This is a genomic window from Halomonas sp. SpR1, from assembly GCF_031010175.1.
GTDB lineage: Bacteria > Pseudomonadota > Gammaproteobacteria > Pseudomonadales > Halomonadaceae > Vreelandella.
On record NZ_JAUAMB010000006.1, the window covers coordinates 75,735 to 93,260 of the forward strand.

General features: G+C 56.0%; 13 protein-coding genes. 6 read left to right on the top strand and 7 right to left on the bottom strand.

Annotated features, from left to right (window positions below):
* Window positions 1-48: 48 nt before the first annotated feature.
* From QT231_RS06565 to QT231_RS06585, 5 genes are all read right to left on the bottom strand, one after another.
* Window positions 49-2,412, bottom strand: coding sequence for a DUF262 domain-containing protein (locus tag QT231_RS06565; protein ID WP_308336114.1), 2,364 nt, complete (start codon window positions 2,410-2,412; stop codon window positions 49-51).
* Window positions 2,412-4,193: a DUF262 domain-containing protein gene (locus QT231_RS06570; RefSeq protein WP_308336115.1), complete on the bottom strand. Its 1,782-nt coding sequence runs from the start codon at window positions 4,191-4,193 to the stop codon at window positions 2,412-2,414. Before QT231_RS06570 ends, QT231_RS06565 begins: the two co-directional genes overlap by 1 nt.
* 294 nt (window positions 4,194-4,487) lie before the next feature.
* On the bottom strand, window positions 4,488-4,919 hold the full coding sequence (locus QT231_RS06575) for a DNA polymerase III subunit chi (RefSeq protein ID WP_064235953.1): 432 nt from the start codon (window positions 4,917-4,919) through the stop codon (window positions 4,488-4,490).
* A gap of 88 nt (window positions 4,920-5,007) precedes the next feature.
* Complete coding sequence (locus QT231_RS06580) at window positions 5,008-6,105, bottom strand: branched-chain amino acid aminotransferase (protein WP_308336116.1); 1,098 nt, start codon at window positions 6,103-6,105, stop codon at window positions 5,008-5,010.
* A gap of 166 nt (window positions 6,106-6,271) precedes the next feature.
* A complete protein-coding gene (locus QT231_RS06585) occupies window positions 6,272-7,792 on the bottom strand; it encodes a leucyl aminopeptidase (protein ID WP_308336117.1) in 1,521 nt (506 codons plus the stop codon).
* A 146-nt stretch (window positions 7,793-7,938) separates the two neighbouring features.
* On the opposite strand from QT231_RS06585, the gene lptF reads away from it, so the two are divergent.
* From lptF to QT231_RS06615, 6 genes are all read left to right on the top strand, one after another.
* Window positions 7,939-9,018, top strand: a complete 1,080-nt coding sequence (lptF, locus tag QT231_RS06590) for an LPS export ABC transporter permease LptF (RefSeq protein ID WP_308336118.1) — start codon at window positions 7,939-7,941, stop codon at window positions 9,016-9,018.
* Complete coding sequence (gene lptG, locus QT231_RS06595; RefSeq protein ID WP_308336119.1) at window positions 9,018-10,082, top strand: LPS export ABC transporter permease LptG; 1,065 nt, start codon at window positions 9,018-9,020, stop codon at window positions 10,080-10,082. The genes lptF and lptG overlap by 1 nt, the downstream gene beginning before the upstream one ends.
* 68 nt (window positions 10,083-10,150) lie before the next feature.
* Entirely contained in the window at window positions 10,151-10,627 is a 477-nt protein-coding gene (locus QT231_RS06600) for an RDD family protein (RefSeq protein ID WP_215119389.1), read from the top strand.
* A gap of 168 nt (window positions 10,628-10,795) precedes the next feature.
* A complete protein-coding gene (locus QT231_RS06605) occupies window positions 10,796-11,002 on the top strand; it encodes a (2Fe-2S)-binding protein (RefSeq protein ID WP_040479399.1) in 207 nt (68 codons plus the stop codon).
* Window positions 11,003-11,193: 191 nt separating this feature from the next.
* On the top strand, window positions 11,194-11,676 hold the full coding sequence (gene bfr / locus QT231_RS06610; RefSeq protein WP_009288515.1) for a bacterioferritin: 483 nt from the start codon (window positions 11,194-11,196) through the stop codon (window positions 11,674-11,676).
* A 273-nt stretch (window positions 11,677-11,949) separates the two neighbouring features.
* Window positions 11,950-14,121, top strand: coding sequence for an esterase-like activity of phytase family protein (locus QT231_RS06615; protein WP_308336120.1), 2,172 nt, complete (start codon window positions 11,950-11,952; stop codon window positions 14,119-14,121).
* Between the two features lie 99 nt (window positions 14,122-14,220).
* Here QT231_RS06615 and QT231_RS06620 read toward each other — a convergent pair whose 3' ends face one another.
* Together QT231_RS06620 and QT231_RS06625 are read right to left on the bottom strand one after the other, a co-directional pair.
* The gene (locus tag QT231_RS06620) at window positions 14,221-15,984 is read right to left on the bottom strand and encodes an ABC transporter permease subunit (protein WP_308336121.1); all 1,764 of its coding nucleotides are present in this window, start codon (window positions 15,982-15,984) and stop codon (window positions 14,221-14,223) included.
* Between the two features lie 13 nt (window positions 15,985-15,997).
* Window positions 15,998-17,512 (bottom strand): ABC transporter substrate-binding protein, encoded by a 1,515-nt coding sequence (locus QT231_RS06625; RefSeq protein ID WP_308336122.1) that lies wholly within the window; start codon window positions 17,510-17,512, stop codon window positions 15,998-16,000.
* Between the last annotated feature and the right edge of the window lie 14 nt (window positions 17,513-17,526).

Below are 17,526 nucleotides of genomic sequence, written 5' to 3' on the forward strand. Positions count from 1 at the left end.
AGAAGCCTCATTTTCACTATTCGGGCTCGGTTTGACGCTTACATTATCCTAATGCGCATTAACCCCTTCATCCAAATTCCGGAGAAAATCCTCCGCTGAATCCCGATCCACAGCCCTCCGATAACCCTCTTCGGCCTGCTCAAACCCCTGCCTCGCAAGCAGCTCAGCAACGGTGGTATCTTCTGGAGCTGTAATGTTGACAACGAACTCGTTACCGTCATTGCCAATTTCGACGCTGAGAGCCACTCCGAGTCGATCACAAGACAGTCTGATATAGGGCTCAGAATAGGTGTCAGTCACCGATTCATAATCTGCGGTTAGAGAGGAAAGTTTGCGCTGTCCGCTTTTGAGTTTCTTGTAGAGGCAATAGGTGAACAGCTCCGCGTGCGCACCATTCATCTGTGAGCGCTTAAGTAAATAGATATGACCGTATTCGACTCGAAGTAATCGTCGTTGGCAATAATCTAGAACCGACGGGCAGTTAATAACCGCCTCGCGCCAGGAATCAATATTCTCGACGCCTTCAATAATTTCGTCGAGTTGCTTGGCCATATCTGATTCCGTTGTGAGCGAGCTGAAGAGAGTCTTTAATAGATCTCGCGAAGACTTTGCATATCGTCCAGCACCACTGAGCAATCGTTTCCAGCTGGCTTCCTCTGTCGTGGCATTCACCAGGAAGGAGCGGTTTCTTCCGCTGGGAAGCAGGTAATCCCCAAAAGAGAGCAGCGCCCTTTGCCAGCGATATTCGCCTGGATCTGAAAGTCCGCGGGCCGAAAACATGGCTTCCGCCAGACTTAAGTGTCTTATAAATTCGCTCTGAAAGTTGACATGCTCAGATATGTCCCAGCTTTCTGGTATCGAATCAGAACACCTAGTAGTGATTTCCGTGAAATCTAACAGGAAGCCGATTTGCCCAAGGAAGTAGCCATGAGATTCAGCTTTGTCGATTAATGGCCGCCAGCCGTTATGTGCCTGTATCAGCTGTGCCTTTTGTTTTTCCTCTTCAAGCTGCAGCTCGCTGAAGCCGGTCACGGCTTTTTCAGCTTGCGCCACATAGGTGAGGATGCCATCGGTGTGCTCAAGCAGGCTCAGGACGCCCTGCACACTGCGCCTAAAATCATCGGCGCGGTTGTAGGATGTGTTCACCGCCAAGTTCCAGATAACTCGCATCCATTCTTGAAAGGCAAAGGCATTAATGCCATGAGTTCGATGCAACATAAGGAACTGAGAATAGGCCACGAACTGAATCATTTCGACGTATGATAGGTTAGCGCCGTCAGACGTAATCTTGCTGAAAAAGGCTTTTTCATTGAAATACCGAGCATCCGGTAGCAACTGACACAACTCGCCGTCTTTGCCACACCATGAATCGAGTAGGCAAATCAGGGTGCTTGTGAAGGCTTCATCCAGCCAGCCGTGCGAATGAAAATCGGTGTATGAGGGGAGATTGACCCCCTGGCGAAGTTTACGGACATCCCCTAGGTATTGCGACGACTCTGGGTTTCGGCTAATCAGCGCTACGGCCCGGAATACATTCATAAAGGCATCGTCGTACAGATTGCTTCCTAAACTGCGATGTTTCCAAAATAAGTCTGCCCAGTTTGTATCCATACGTCGGGCAATATACTCCGCTGCATCGAACGAGTGCCCGCCAAGCGTGAATATCTCTCCCTCAAGTTGGCTTTCTAGCTCCTGTTCATAGCGCGCCTTGAAAAGCTCGAATGCGGTAAGAGGCTTACCGCGTGCGTTCATCTTAATGTACAGGTCATCGGAAAGACCGAAGTTGTGTAAATCAAGTAGCTGGAAGGTGATTGCGGGTTGTCCTGCATCCAGCAGCCGAGCAAATAGATCCTCTGATGCGGCAAACCGCGCATGAATAGCGTTCAGCATGTGAAGTACAGCTTGGATAGTTGGGTCGAGTCGCCAACTGCGGAAGTACCAGGGTTGATCGGCAATCAGCCCGGCCACGTCAGGCACTTCCCCCGGCATAGTAGTAGGACGGTAGCAAACGAGCTCGTCGAAAAATTCATTACTGCTTGGTCTGACGGTGTAGGCGAAACGCGAGCGTCCTTCGGCCAAAAAGACTTTCTCAAAGTCAGCCCATGCATCATCCAGCCACGCCAGATACCAGTGAAGAAGGTATAGCGTAGTTAGACGCTGCTGGCCATCAAGTGGCTGGAAACGGGTCTGTCCATCGCCCTCGACGCTACCGTAGATGAAATCTAGGTTTAGGGGGAGACTAGGATCGTCGGCGGGTTTTTCAAGAGCTACTTTTAGCGTTCCGAGAAATGTATCTCGAACTTCTACTTCCGATGGTCTGCCCTGCGCAAAATCGCGCTGAATCATAGGTATCCGTATGCGTTCGTGCCGATCCAGCAACTGCTTATAGTTAATCTGGCTACCAATACTCATTAGCGTGACTCCATGATGACGCAGAAGAAACCCGCCAGCACTTCGGTGATCGAAGAAACGTAACCCTCCCGGTCACTTTCGCCCCAGAACATGAGATTATCCACTAATGGGCTGTAACACTTCAGAAATACATTCCGGGTACACAGAGGCACAAAAATTCCCGCCTGATCCAGTTCCAGTAGGCGCTTTCGTTTTACGGCAAAGACCGCGTTCTTGTAGCTTCGGTTGGTGCTTTCATCAAGCAGGGTCAGGTTTGAGATGCCGTGCTCGGTCGAACCGGCATTCGCCTCATTAAAATAATCAAGCGTTCGGTTGTAGAGCGGATCGAAGATTTCATTAGTGGCTTCTGCCTGTGAGTGTTGCAAGAAACTATGGATAGCTTGTTGCAATGGCTGTTCAGCATCCTGTGACTTCAGGTAGCCTATAGCATTCTTAAGCCATCTAATCCGGTCGTGGTGGCGTTCCGGCCGATCATCGGTGACGGATCTAATGTGTTCGATATCCCAGCGCTCGCACTTAAAACTGTCAAATTGAAAGCGCAGGTTTGATCGCTGATTCTGAAGAAGAGTGGCTAGATTGAATAGCAGCAGAACCGCCCTGATATTTCCTTGACTGGAAAGATAGGAGAGTTTCTCTAACTGGTTGGCGACACACTCTTTTATCATTTCGCATTCGGTGGGATCGGGCATTTCCTCGCCTATCGTGCGCTTAAAGATCTCCTGGCGAAGACGCCGCTCGAATGCACTCTTGGTGCAATCTAGTGAGAGCGTCCTGATGTCGCTGATAGGCATCTCCTGACTGACTAGAAAACCCACCATGTGATAGAGCCCACGATCTTCGTACCACTCTTCTAGCAGCAGAAAACGCTGCTTGATCTTGCGCCATTCTTCCTCAGGGGTTGTGTTGGGGGCCTTGAGCTTGCGGTTAAATGTGTAGAATACCCCGTATGCATCGTGTTCCGCGCTTGGCAGGAGCCCCTCCTCCCGAGCCACGAGCTCAAACAGGAATCCGATACGGTTCTGATCCCCTCCTGACTGGTTGCTGAGGAAATACCAGAACGCGTCGGATTGCAGAGCTTTTTCCACTTGATCCCATTCGTAGGCGATCCGCAGCTGGGTGCTGGTCGCCTCCGTATCATTCGGGCCGGTACGGCGCAAAAAAAGGGCCCTGATTAGTTCATCGTTGGTCAGTGGTATCTTGCCCACATTGAGCCGAGCAAAAGCCTCAACCGGATTGTCTGAAGCCTCTAGTTGGAACCAGATGACCTTAGTCTGATTGAGGAGAGCAGACTTGATTGTTTCCACCTCGCTGTCCCGCTTAGCGAACCAGGTCTCTATCGTCTGAATCGCATGGTAAAGGTGATAAAAATCCACGTTCTGGTTCGCAGTCTCTTCGATTGGATCATCCAGAAATGCGTCTAGATTAGGTCGCGTTTCATAATCGAGGCTGAAGAGCATTTGTCGGAACCGTTCAGCCAGACGTTCATTGAAATGGCGCAGTATCAGAAGCAACGTAGTGAGGCGTTGCTGTCCGTCGACCACCTCAAAATCTCCGGTCTCTGGGTGCGCCTTAATAACTAGTGGCTGCAGGCAATAGAACTCCTCCGGCTGCGGGTTTCGGCGCTGTGTGAACTCCTGAATATCGTCAAGCAGTTGCTGAACCTGCAGAGGCGACCAACGGAAGCCTCTCTGGTAAGCAGGGATAAAAAAGCGGAGGGCGTTGCCTGCCTCATCGACGCGTAGCTCATTGATAGCTCGGAGAGCTATCTGTTGATCCGTCATGTTTTTGTCTCCAATAGCAACTGCGGCCTTACCAATTATGTGCGATCAGTCATGTGCTCTTGCACCATCAAATGATCGAAAGTGTCAGATATGCTTTTGATATTAAATATACTTTACAGGCAATTTAAGTAAAGTAAATAAGGCTTAGTCTTTGTACGGGCCCTAGTTCATTCCTCCGCGCAGCTCGTCGCAGAAAGCTCATAGAGAGGAGTAAAATTCGGATTTCTTGATGGCTATATGCCTTACTTGCTCAACCTATTTTGAGTTTTTGATCACACCTTTACATCGACAGCCTCACCCCAACTTATGAGGCACGACTTCATGCCCCATTTCTTTATAGCGCTGCCAACAGGCGCGTTTGGCGACCAGCACCTGTTGGTGCTGATTGATGATCTCGGCAATTCTCGCGTAGTTTTCTACGCCGTCAGGGATCTCAGGGTGCAGATTTAGCAGCGCGGTCTCTTCCGTGGGCATCGGCAACTGCTGCCAGCCTAGCGTGATCGGCACGCTGGCGGCCATCTCGCTATCTTCCAGGGCGTGGGGTAGGTAGGCGTCCGGGCGGAAATTCCACAGCGCGTCATCCGCCTGTTCGGCGAGGGCTTTATCCTCGCAGTGCAGGTGCAGGCGGTAGCCTTTACGCCAGATGGTCTCGGCGAGTTTGCAGGCAAACTGCAAGCGTGCCTCTAACGTGGTGTCGGGCAAAATGTAGAAATCTATGCGCGCCATGGCGGTTCCAGGTAAGTCGGTTCCAGAAACAACACCGCCGCATAAGCTGCGGCGGCGATGAGGTTTTAAGCGCTGGCGTTAAACCGGCTTAAACCAGCTGGGTGAGCCAGCCGTACTTATCTTCGCTGCGGCCGTACTGCAGGTCGAGCAGCTTGGTGCGAATGCGCATGGCAATCTCATTATTGCCACCGGCAGCTAGCTTGATACGCTCGTTCTCGGTGACCAGCTCGCCCACCGGGGTGATGACCGCAGCGGTACCGCAGGCAAATACCTCGGTGATCTCGCCTGACGCCGCGCCTTCACGCCACTCATCAATGCTGATAGCGCGTTCTTCCGGCGTTAGACCTTCATCTTTGGCCAGCGTGAGCACCGAGTTGCGCGTTACGCCCTCCAAAATGGTGTCGGTCAGACGCGGAGTCACTAGGCGGCCATCTTTGAAGACGAAGAACAGGTTCATACCGCCGAGCTCTTCGACCCATTTGTTTTCAGCCGCATCAAGGAACGCGACCTGGCCACACTGGTGGGCTTCGGCCTCTTTCTGCGCGGCTAACGAAGCCGCGTAGTTACCGCCGCACTTGGCGAAGCCGGTGCCGCCAGGGGCGGCGCGCTTGTAGTTTGAAGAGAGCCAGATGGAAACCGGCGCGATACCACCTTTAAAATACGCCGCGGCGGGGGAGGCGATCACGTAGTAGTCGACCTCGTGGGCGGGGCGAACGCCTAAGAAGGCTTCTGAAGCGATCATAAACGGGCGCAGATAGAGGCTGCACTCGTCAGAAGCGCTAGCCGGTGTAGGCACCCAGGCTTGGTCTTGCGCTAGCAGCGCTTTTAGCGAGCCAATAAAGTCTTCGTCGGACAGCTCGGGTAGCGCTAGGCGACGGGCACTGCGGCGGAAACGCTCGGCGTTTTTCTCCGGGCGGAACGTCCAGATCGAGCCGTCGGCGTGGCGGTAGGCTTTGATGCCCTCAAAAATCTCCTGGCCGTAATGTAGCACTGAGGCGGCGGGATCCAGCGTCAGCGGGCCGTAGGGGCGCACTTGGTGGCCGTGCCAGTCGGCGTCAACAGTCCAGCGTACATGGGCCATGTGATCGGTAAAGTGTTTGCCAAAGCCGGGGTTTTTGAGAATGTTGTCACGGATCTCATCGGCTATCGGCTGGTTGGATGGCAAAATCTCAAAGTTAGTGGGCACGGCATGTTCTCTCTACTTGATCCAAGCCCGGAAGGGCAAATATAGGCGTCGTAATATAAGCGTTAAAGTGGGCGCAGCGTGTGCCTTGAGATAAGGCACACGCTAATGTGTTTAGGTGTAACGGTTGCGTCAAATAAAGGCAACCGTTGATTGCCTGATTGTGTTGTTAGACGTCGCTATTTTCTACCTGGGCGTCTGCTTCACGGTCAAGCAGGTATTGGGTTAACAGCCCAACGGGCCGACCCGTGGCGCCTTTCTGCTTGCCTGAGTGCCAGGCGGTACCGGCGATATCCAGGTGTGCCCAGGGGAAGTGGTCGGCAAAGCGTGACAAGAAACACGCGGCAGTAATGGTACCCGCCGGGCGGCCGCCAATATTAGCCAGATCAGCAAAGTTGGACTCCAACTGCTCCTGGTACTCGTCCCATAGCGGCAGGTGCCAAGCGCGATCCCAAGCGGCTTCGCCCGCATCCAGCAGATCCAGCGCTAGGTCATCGTCGTTGGAGAGCAGGCCGGTGGCGTGGTGGCCCAGGCCAATAATGACCGCACCAGTGAGGGTGGCAATGTCGACCACGCTTGCCGGGGTAAAGCGCTCGGCGTAGGTCAACGCATCGCACAGCACTAAACGGCCTTCCGCGTCGGTATTAAGCACTTCGACGGTCAACCCTTTAAGGGTTTTGATGATATCGCCGGGCTTGGTGGCATGGCCGTCGGGCATGTTTTCCGCAGCGGCAACAATAAACACCAAATTGAGCTTGGGTTTGATCGCCAGCACGGCTTTGACGGTGCCGAAAACACTGGCAGCGCCGCACATGTCGAACTTCATTTCGTCCATGCCTTCGCCGGGCTTTAGCGAAATGCCGCCGGTATCAAAGGTGATGCCTTTGCCTACCAATACATGGGGGGCTTCGTCGGCATTTTCAGCACCCTGGTATTTCATCACGATCAGGCGTGTCGGCTCTTTGCTGCCACGACCTACAGAGAGCAGCGAGCCTGCACCCAGGGCTTCCAGCGCTTCTTCATCAAGAATATCGACCTCGAGCGCGCCTTGTGAGTCACGGCCCAACTGCTCTGCCTGTTCGGCCAGGTAGCTGGGCGTGCATACGTTACCGGGTAGGTTGCCCAGGGTACGGGTGTAGTTGATGCCCTGGCCAATGGCGTTGCCCACTAATGCACCCTGCTTCACTTGCGAAACGGCGTCGGCATCGCTAATGATTAACGTCAGCTTGGCAAGGCTGGGGGCGGGTGCAGGGGTCGATTTGAACTGATCGAAGCGATAAATAGCCCGTTCAGCGGCTTCCATCACCTTGCGCGCTTTCCAGGCGGCGTCGCGTTCTGTGAGCGGAACATCGCCAAATACCACGCTGGCTTCGTCGATGGGCAGTTTCACCAGCGCGGCCATGGCCGCATCCAGCGCCTTGATAAAGGCCGCTTCCTGGCATTTTTCGCGCTCACCCAAACCAATAAGTAAAATGCGTTCGGCACCCAGGCCCGGCGCAAAGGGTACCATCTGTACGTTGCCCAGCGCGGCGTCAAAGTCGCCGCGTTCCAGCAACTGGCCGATCAGGCGCTCGCTGGCGTCGTCCAGTTTGGCGACAGTGGGCAGTAGGTCGCCCGCTTTAAAAACCGGCACCAAGAGGCAGGGTGTTTCAGCTTTGGCTGGGTTTGCGGTCTGAACGGAAAATTCCATGACGTCTCCAACAAGACAAGCATCGAGGGATTCGGGATAATGCCCCGTTGCTTTTGATTTTGAAAAGGGACTGTGAATAGTTTGATTAGTGTACCCAAGCCATACGCTTATTGCATGGCATCCTGCACGACTAGCCGGAGAGCGCGTTGATTTTATTTCGATATCTAACTCGCGAAGTGTTACTCACCATGTCGGCGGTCGCTGGCATTCTGCTGCTGGTGATCATGGGCAGTCGCTTTATCCGCTATTTTTCGGATGCAGCAGAAGGTGATATCCCCGTCACCATGTTAGGCAGCCTGATGATGTTTCACCTGCCTGGCTTTATGGAACTGATCCTGCCGCTGTCGTTTTTTCTAGGCATCCTGCTTGCTTACGGGCAGCTGTATATGAACAGCGAGATCACCGTGATGGTCGCCTGTGGCATGAGCCCCACGCGACTGCTGAGAGTGACGCTGTTGCCCGCCAGCGTTGTGGCGGTGCTGGTCGGCATCTGCAGCCTGTGGTTGACGCCTTTTGGGGCGCTGCAAACCGAGACCGCGCTGGAAGAACAGCGTAGTCGCCTGGATGTTTCGGTACTGGCCCCAGGGCGCTTTCAAGAGTTCGGCGGTGGCCGTACAGCGTATATAGGCAGCTTCTCACGCGACGGCACTGAAATGCAGGATGTGCTGGTGCATGAGCAGAACCAGCCCGGCGATGAAGGCACCCATGACTACGTTACCCGAGCGGCATCGGGCTATCAGGAAACCCGGCTCGAAACCGGTAGCCGCTTTTTGGTGTTGAGTGACGGTGAACGTTACGGGGTGACGCCAGGCGAGAAGAGCGCCGAGCGGCTCACGTTTGAGCGCTACACGTTGCGCCTAGGACTGAATCGCGACCGGCGGGAGCTTGATTCACTGGAGTATGCCACCACGCCTGCGCTCTGGAATAATCCAAGCCCCAGGGCGCAAGCTCAGTGGCAGTGGCGCGTGGGCCTTCCCTTAATGGTATTTGTACTGGCCTTATTGGCGCAGCCACTCTCTCGGGTTAATCCTCGCCAGGGGCGCTTCGGCAAACTGCTACCTGCGGTATTTTTATACGTTGCCTATCTCAGCCTACTGCTGGCGGTTGTCGATGCCATTGGTAATGGCACTTGGGCTACCACGCTGGGCGTGTGGCCAGTCCATGGGTTGTTTTTAGGGCTGGGCCTATTATTGCTATGGCGCTCGCAACGCAAGGGGATGCGCTAATGCTGCTTGACCGTCTTGACCGTTATATCGCCCGCAACGTGCTGGCGGCCATTGTTGTCGTTCAATGTGTGCTGCTGGGGTTGGACATTACCATCGCCTATATCGATGATTTAGGTGATGTACAGGCGGGCTATACCGCCTTTGATGCGCTGCTTTACCTACTCATGCGCACGCCTTGGCGCTTTTATCAATACGCCCCGGTGGCGGTGTTGATCGGCGCGCTAATTGGCTTGGGCAGTATGGCCTCGAGTAACGAGCTCACCGTTATGCGCGCCGCTGGCCGCTCCCTGGCGCGCATTGTCTGGGGGGTGATGAAGCCAGTGCTGTTGGTTGTGGTGGTTGTGCTGTTAGTGGCTGAATACGTTAGCCCGCGTACCGAGCAGTATGCCGAGGCGTGGCGGTTGGAAAAGCGTCAGGGTGAAGGCGCCATGCTGACTAGCCGCAGTGGCTGGCAGATCGAAGGTGACAGCGTCTACCGCTTCGGGGCGATTCGTGCCGATGACGTTGTGCTCGATTTAACCCGCTACCGTTTCGATGACCGCCAGCTAGTCGAAGCCACTTATGCCCAGCGGGCACGCTGGGAGGGCGATGCCTGGCGGTTGGAAAACGTCGCTACCACGCGCATTTTCGCTGACCATACCGAGTCTGACCAGGCCGCAAGCATGGGCTGGGAAACCTCCTTTACGCCCACCCAGCTAGAGCGGCTGCTGCGCGATATTGAGAGCCAGGCGCCCAGCGAGCTTTGGGCCTATGCCCAGTTTCTCGAAGCGCAGGGCCTGCAGAATGACCAGGCGCTGCTCTATTTCTGGCAGAAGATCTTGATGCCGCTCACCATGGGCTCGCTGGTGCTGATTGCCGCCTCCTTTGTGTTTGGCCCGCTGCGTACAGTGGCTGCCGGCACGCGGGTGTTTTACGGCGTTGTGACTGGGCTGAGCTTTAAGTACGTTCAGGATCTACTGGCACCCGCCTCGACGATTTTTGGCTTCTCGCCCGTCTGGGCGGTGCTGGTGCCGACACTGGCGTGCGCCGGGGTCGGGATCTATTTTCTACGTCGCAATGGTTAATGCCGCATCGGCAGCGCTGCTACTTATCGCTTAAAAACCGCTAAAAACCAGCCAGGAGCTGAGCAAGAATGAGGCAAACACGACGCTTTACTCAGTTGGACAGCGTTTGGCCAGCAGGCCTTGGCCGCCGCTTGGGCGCCATGCTGTATGACGGTTTTTTGGTGACCGCGATTTGGATCGCCGTGACGGTCGTCCATATGCTGTTTTTTCGCTATGTGCTGGGTCAGCAGCCCGAAGAAATTGGCACAACGGCCAGTGACATCTGGAGCCTGCGCCTCATGCTGGTGTTTTTTGTCACGCTGTTTTTTGTTTTTTCCTGGTCGCGTGGGGGTATGACCTTGGGCATGCAGGCGTGGCGGCTGCGGGTGCAAGCGGCAGATGGCTATTCGCTGAACTTGAAGCAGTGCCTGATTCGCTGCGCGGTGGCGTGGCTCTCGTTGCTGGCATTTGGTTTGGGCTACTTATGGGTGCTTTTCGATAAACAGCGACGTAGCTGGCCGGATATTGCTTCCAACACACAGACAGTGGTTTTGCCGAAAAAATAATTTTTCCGTCCACTCGGCATTTTTTTGGAAAAAGTATCGCTTCGACAATACTTTATCGCGCTCTCTATATTCACTAAGACGAATGGATAGCAAAAAGCAGCAATTTCTACTTGATAAGATGTATGCGAATCATTTACATTCATCTCATGATTTCTATGAGGTGTCGCCATGTACGTTTGCGTGTGCAAGGGAGTAACCGACCATCAAATTCGCCAGCACGTTAACGACGGTGCACGCAGCTGGCGAGAAGTACGCGAGGCAACCGGCTGCGCAACGCAGTGTGGTAAGTGCGCGTGCTACGCTAAAACGATTACCCGCGATGCCGTTCAGGAAGCGCGCCAGGAAGCCAATATGGGACTCGCTTACGCCGTGTGACGCGAATCACTATTGTTAGGGTTATCTTTAGCAAATAACTGATTTGCTTGAACTTTTCATTATCTTATCTATACTCCCAGAAACGCTGGGGGTATAGCTATTTGCGTCTATACTCTTCTCCAAACGTAACTGCTTGATCGTATTGTCTAAACTAGATTAAACATCAGCATTACAGTAGAAAAGGTGACGTTATGAAAGGTGATACGAAAGTTATTGAGCATCTCAATAAGGCGCTCGGCAACGAATTGGTTGCGATCAATCAGTATTTTTTGCACGCCAAAATGTACAAAGATTGGGGCCTGAAAGCCCTCGCCAAGTGGGAATACGATGAGTCCATCGAAGAGATGCAGCACGCTGACAAGATCATCGAGCGCATCCTATTCCTGGAAGGCATCCCCAATCTGCAAGACCTGGGTAAGCTGCACATCGGTGAAAATGTTAAAGAGATGCTCGAAAGCGATCTGAAAATCGAGCACGATGGTCGCAACGACTACATTGAAGCGATCACCTATTGCGAGAGCGTTAAAGACTACGTTACCCGCGATATGCTGCGTGACCTGCTTGCTGACGAAGAAGATCACATCGATCACATCGAAACCGAGCTGGGTTTGATCGACAAGGTGGGCATCCAGAATTACATGCAGCGCCAAATGCAGATGGCAGGCGACGAGTAAGTCACTGGTTGTTGCTCGTCTAGCAAAAGCTAGCAACCCAAACTAGCTATAAAGTAGCCAGTCAGTACTCACTGACTGGCTTTGTTTATTCTAAGACATCCCAATCATCAAGATGCTTTCGGCTTCCCCGCTCTACCACCACTTCCTGTAAAGACCTGCGTTCGAATGTCATAAGCCTGACACGGTCATGCTGTTTGATAGTCCAGTTGATGCTGCAAGTTTAATGACTTAACCAGATGTTTCTTCGTCTCAGGCAAGGACTCAACCTTCATCATGACATTCACACGTACACCCTCACTGTTGGCGCTCGCTATTACGCTGGCCGCTTCGCATTCGGTCAGCGCGGCGGATAAGCACTTCAACCGCATCGCCAGCTTCGCTATCCCCAGTAACATGGCGGAGGGCGAAGATCGTAGTCGCGAAACCTCGGCGGAAATTATCGCTGCCTCAGGCGACGGTATGACGCTGGTTTACTCGGACAGCCCGCTGGGCGTGATCGGACGAATTGATATTAGCGACCCCGCTAATCCGCAGCCGCTGGGCAGTATTGATGTCGGCGGCGAGCCCACGGCGGTAACGGTGCTCGACAACATCGTCTATGCCGGGGTGAATACCTCGGTCTCTTACCGCGAGCCTTCCGGGCAACTGCTCACCATCGATATCGATAGCGGTGAAATACTCGCCTCCTGTCCCTTGAACGGTCAGCCCGACAGTGTGGCTGCCGCAGCAGCGCCAGAGGGGCGTTTCGTCGCCGTCGCCATTGAGAACGAGCGCGATGAGGATGCTGGCGACGGTCGAGTGCCGCAGATGCCTGGCGGCTCTGTTGCCCTGGTGGAGATCAACGATGCAGGGGAAGTTAACTGCAACAGCCTGCTTTACGCCGACGTGGCGGGGCTTGCCGAGATCGCTCCCGAGGATCCCGAGCCGGAGTTTGTCGATATCAATGCCTTAGGTGAGGTTGCAGTCACCTTGCAAGAGAATAACTACCTGGCGGTGATCGACTATGCTGGCAAAGTGGTGTCGCACTTCAGCGCCGGGGCGGTGGATCTGGACGGGATTGATGCCAGCGACGACGGTGCGCTGATCTTTAATCAGCAGCAGACTCAGCGCTTGCGCGAGCCGGATGCGCTGCAGTGGATTGACAGCGATCACTTTGCCATTGCCAATGAGGGCGATATGGATGGCGGCTCCCGGGGCTGGAGTATCTTCCATAAAAGCGGCCGCTTAGTGTATGAGTCCGGGGCGGATTTCGAGCATGCGGTGATTGAGGTGGGCCACTACCCCGATAAGCGTTCGGATGCCAAGGGCAGTGAACCAGAGGGGATGGAGTTTGCTGTTTTTGACGGCACGCCCTACGTATTCCTGCTCGCCGAGCGAAGTTCGCTGGTGGGTGTTTACGATGTCAGCAACCCTGCTGAACCGCAGCTCAGCCAACTACTCCCCTCGGGGCTTTCACCGGAAAGCGCGGTGGCAATTCCCAGCCGCGGCTTGCTGGCTACCGCCAATGAGACCGATCTGGGCGAAGAGGGCGGCCCGCGCTCCCATGTCATGATCTACCAGCACCAGAATGCGCCTGCGGTCTACCCAACGCTCACCTCGATGGGCAGCGACGAGCTGATCGGCTGGGGCGCTCTCTCTGGCATGGTCGCCGCAGATGGCGTGCTCTATGCAGTCAACGACAGCTTCTACAGCACCCAGCCGCGCATTTTTACCATCGACCCTTCCACGTCACCCGCGCGAATTACCGTGGCGTTGGATGTAACCCGTGATGGTGAGCCTGCTCTAGGGCTGGATATGGAAGGCATCACCACCGATGGAGAGGGTGGTTTCTGGGTCGCTTCCGAAGGAAATGACAAAGGGCTTGCCAATACTCTCTATCATGTTGGCGCTGACGGGGAGATTGACCAGGGTATTGCGCTACCCGAGGTACTTGCCCAGCAGGCACTGAAGTGGGGTTTGGAGGGCGTTACCCGGCTCGATAATCAGCTCTGGCTGGCAGTGCAGCGCCCCTGGAAGGATGACCCCGAAGGCATGGCCAAGTTGCTGCGCTACGATATCGATAGCGGCGAGTGGGGCGCTGTGCACTACCCGCTGGATCGAGTTGATAGCGGCTGGGTAGGCCTTTCAGAGATTACCGCGTACCAAGGCGACCTCTATCTGATTGAGCGCGACAACCGCATCGGCGCAGAGGCCCAGGTCAAGCAGGTGACCCGGGTTGCTCTTGAGGGATTGGAACTGGCCCCGCCGGGTGGTGAGCTGCCGGTGGTCGAGAAGCACATCGTGCGCGATCTGATTCCCGACCTGGCCAGCTACAATGGCTTTGTGGTGGACAAGATTGAAGGGATGGCGATCAATGAGCAGGGCCATGCTTGGCTGGTCAGCGATAACGATGGTGTCGACGACAGCAGTGGAGAGACCTACTTCTGGTCAATACCGCTGGAGTAGCGGCGTAGCGGCGTAGCGGTTCAGGTACAACGGGCAGCTCAGTGGCTGCCCGTTTTGCATGGTCGGTGAGAAACAGCGTTGGGCGGGAACTTTGTTCACCTAACGAGTTGGTCGGCGCGAGCCCGCCATACTGGAAAGCGACACCGCCAATACCGACAGCAAAATCAGCGCTAGCGCCGGGATCAGCACCGCCCAGGGGGCGCGCTCAATGTAGGGCATGCCCTCGGCAAGTATTAGCCCCCATTCTGGCGAAGGTGGGCGCGGCCCAAGGCCCAGAAACCCCAGCGCAGCAAGGGCCAATGCAACCCCTGGTAAGCGCAGCATGGCGTGACGAAACACCGGGCCAAGCACGGCGGGCAAAATGTAGCGGCTCATTAAGCGGAAATGGCCCACGCCCAGGATCGGTGTGATGCGCACATGGGGCTGGGCTTTTGTTTCCGCGACCAGGGCGGCCGTGTGGGCCGCCAGCGGCGCCCAGGCCACGGTAGTCACCGCAATGATCGCCCCGCTGGCGCTTGGCCCCATCAAACCCGCCACAATAAGCCCTGCAATGGCAGGCGGTGTAGCCTTGGTGATTTCAATCGGGCCGGTGGCTAGTCTGGGGGCTAAGCCAATCAGTAACCCCAATACCAGCGAAAAGAACACCACTAAGATGGCCATCCCCATGGTGGATAGTGCCCCGTGAGCGACCCGGGCCAGGATATCGCGGCCGGTGCCGTCGGCACCTAGTGGCAACGCCAGGCTGGGCGGCTGTAAACGCATAAAGGAGGAGCTAAACGGGTCGCGGCCAATCCCTGCCACAACTAGCAGTACCAGCAGCACAATAGCGATGGTGGGCACCACCCAAGCCCAGCGCTGAACGCTTTGCTCGTGTTGTGCTACTGGCAGCGCCCCGAGTCGAAACGCCCGGCCTAACAGCATTGCGCGGCCGATGTTGGCCAAGCTGCCCAATACAATAGCGATAATCAGCAGGATCAGAATGCCGGTTTGTAGGGCAGGCATATCCTGGGCCGATGCCGCGCCAAGGGTCGCTCGGCCAAGGCCGGGGATCGAAAACACCTGCTCGACGGCAATGGCGCCGCCGGTCAGGGCGACCATTACCATGCCGACTTGCGGCATTAGGCTGGGCAGCGTGCGGCGCAGGGCTGCCAGGGTAATCCGGCTGCGGGAGAAACCCGCTACGTTCCAGGTGGCGACCCAGCGCTCGGTGAAGGTGGCCGAAAGACCGTCGCTAAACAAACGCCCCAGCAGGCCGCCCGCGGGGAGGCCTAGCGCAAAGGCGGGTAGCACCACGTAGCTGAAACCTCGCCAACCGTATGGCGGCAACCAGTTTAGCCAGGCGGCAAATACCACCAGCAGGATTGAGGCGAGCAGAAACTCGGGCAACGCCGTGAGCGTTGCGCCAATCGCCCCGGATGAACGGCTGACCTGGCCATTTAACCCACGGCGAACCACCGGCACACAGATCAACGTAGCGGTGATCACGGCCACTAGCATGCCGAACCCCATGAGCGTGAGAGATACCTGGGCGCTTTTTAGCATACCCGGCAGCACAGGCGCGCCTGAAATCCAGGAGTTGCCTGCATCGCCCTGTAGCAGCCCCATCAGCCAGCTTTGCAGCTTCTCGAAGGGGCCAAGATCCAAGCCCAGCTGGGCGCGAATAGCGGCTAGCGCCTCGGGTGTCGCTTCCTGCTCGGCAGAGCGAGCCCGCAAAATGCTCAGCGCTGGATCCCGGCCGGATAACCACGGCAGTAGCCCGACCAGCACTACTACGCTGGCTAACGTTATCAGGCGTGACAGCAGCGGAATAAAGGGTTCGATGCGCAAGCTGCGCCATAGGCTCAACGATGCTGCGGTTGTCATGCGCGGCTCACCCCTAGGAGTCACTGTCGGCGTCAATGGACGTCTTCTCAGTGATCAGCATACGCTCACGGGGATCACGCTCGGCGTTGGTAACGCGGGCTGATTCACCCTGAATGACACGCTCGTGGAGCATGGGAATGGCAGCATCGGTGCGCAAAATAGCCGCTTCCGCATCGATGATTGCCTGACGGCGTTCGGCGCCAGTGGGCAGTACCGCCGCGGTGGCCAGTGCTTCATCCACTGCCGGGTCGCATAGCTGGGCGATATTGAAAGAGCCTGCGCAGGCAAAGTCACTGAACATATAGGCGACCGGGTCGCCGGAGTCGAGCACGGTGGCGCGGGAGAGAATAAAAGCATCAAACTCACCGGCCAAGGCGTCCGCTTCGATATGGGCGTACTCGCGCACTTCCTGGTTAACGCTAAAGCCTGCCTGGGTCAGCTGTTGTTCGAGTAGGACGGCGACTTCGGGCAGCTCGGCGCGATCAGTAAAGGTTGCCAGGGTAATCTCAATGCCGGTGGGGTCGCTGGGCGCGGTGCGATCTTCAATCGGAGCGCGATAGTCGCTTGCCCACGCTAGTGCGGGGCCGAGTAGCCCTTCGGCGATATCGGCGCGGCCTTCGTACACGGTATTGACGATAGCCGGGCGGTTTACCGCTTCACGGGCGGCAGCGCGCAGGCCGGGGTCGCTCATGGGGCCTGATTCAGTGTTCAGGTAAAGCGTATTGGTGCGTGGCATGGGCACCTCAAAGACCAAGTCCGGGTCGAGCAGCGCTACCTGGGAGACCGGAATGGCTTCCACCACATCGGCCGTGCCGGTTCTTAGGGACGCCGCCCGGGCCGTGCCGTCGGGCACATAGTCGGCGTCAATGCCCGCCACCGCGGCCGGCTCGCCCCAGTAGTCATCAAAGCGGTCTAGCCGGGCGCTGGTGGTGCCGTTGATCTCTTTTAACACGAAGGGGCCGGTGCCGGCTTCGATGGGGTTAACCCGGCCATCTTCGCCGTAGGCGCTGGCCGCTAGAATCGCTAACTGCGGGCTTGAAAGGCGGTTGGGAATCAGCGGGTCATCTTGTTCCGTGCGCACGATCACCGCGTTATCGCCATCGGCTTCGATGGTCATGTTCACGCCGTCTAAAATACGCGGTTTGGGTGCGGCCTGGGTGGCGGCAGTCAGCGAGTTCACCACATCGCTGGCGGTTAGTGGCGTGCCGTCGTGAAACTCAACGCCATCGCGAATCACAAACCGCCAGGTTTTCGGATCCAGTTGCTCCCACTCGGTGGCCAGAAACGGCTGGGGATCGCTGCTGGCATCCAGGCGAATCAGCGTTTCCGCCGTGCTCCAACGGGATAGCTTAAAGGCATCGTCGGAAAGCGGCGTTAAGCCAGAGCGCGGTGGTTGTAGCATTGCCACGCTAATACGCTCACCTGATTCGGTGGAAGTGGTGTCGCGCTGTTCATCAAAGCAACCGGCAAGGAGTAAGGGCGCGGCAAGGGCAACGGGCAGAGACAGGCGAAGCGAGTGGCGTAACATGGTAATAACTCCTC

Excerpts from the sequence above, each read along its gene's own strand:
- QT231_RS06625 (WP_308336122.1), bottom strand. The coding sequence starts at position 17,512 with ATGTTACGCCACTCGCTTCGCCTGTCTCTGCCCGTTGCCCTTGCCGCG.
- bfr (WP_009288515.1), top strand. The coding sequence starts at position 11,194 with ATGAAAGGTGATACGAAAGTTATTGAGCATCTCAATAAGGCGCTCGGC.
- QT231_RS06575 (WP_064235953.1), bottom strand. The coding sequence starts at position 4,919 with ATGGCGCGCATAGATTTCTACATTTTGCCCGACACCACGTTAGAGGCA.
- QT231_RS06605 (WP_040479399.1), top strand. The coding sequence starts at position 10,796 with ATGTACGTTTGCGTGTGCAAGGGAGTAACCGACCATCAAATTCGCCAG.
- QT231_RS06600 (WP_215119389.1), top strand. The coding sequence starts at position 10,151 with ATGAGGCAAACACGACGCTTTACTCAGTTGGACAGCGTTTGGCCAGCA.
- lptG (WP_308336119.1), top strand. The coding sequence starts at position 9,018 with ATGCTGCTTGACCGTCTTGACCGTTATATCGCCCGCAACGTGCTGGCG.
- QT231_RS06620 (WP_308336121.1), bottom strand. The coding sequence starts at position 15,984 with ATGACAACCGCAGCATCGTTGAGCCTATGGCGCAGCTTGCGCATCGAA.
- QT231_RS06565 (WP_308336114.1), bottom strand. The coding sequence starts at position 2,412 with ATGAGTATTGGTAGCCAGATTAACTATAAGCAGTTGCTGGATCGGCAC.
- QT231_RS06615 (WP_308336120.1), top strand. The coding sequence starts at position 11,950 with ATGACATTCACACGTACACCCTCACTGTTGGCGCTCGCTATTACGCTG.
- QT231_RS06585 (WP_308336117.1), bottom strand. The coding sequence starts at position 7,792 with ATGGAATTTTCCGTTCAGACCGCAAACCCAGCCAAAGCTGAAACACCC.
- QT231_RS06570 (WP_308336115.1), bottom strand. The coding sequence starts at position 4,193 with ATGACGGATCAACAGATAGCTCTCCGAGCTATCAATGAGCTACGCGTC.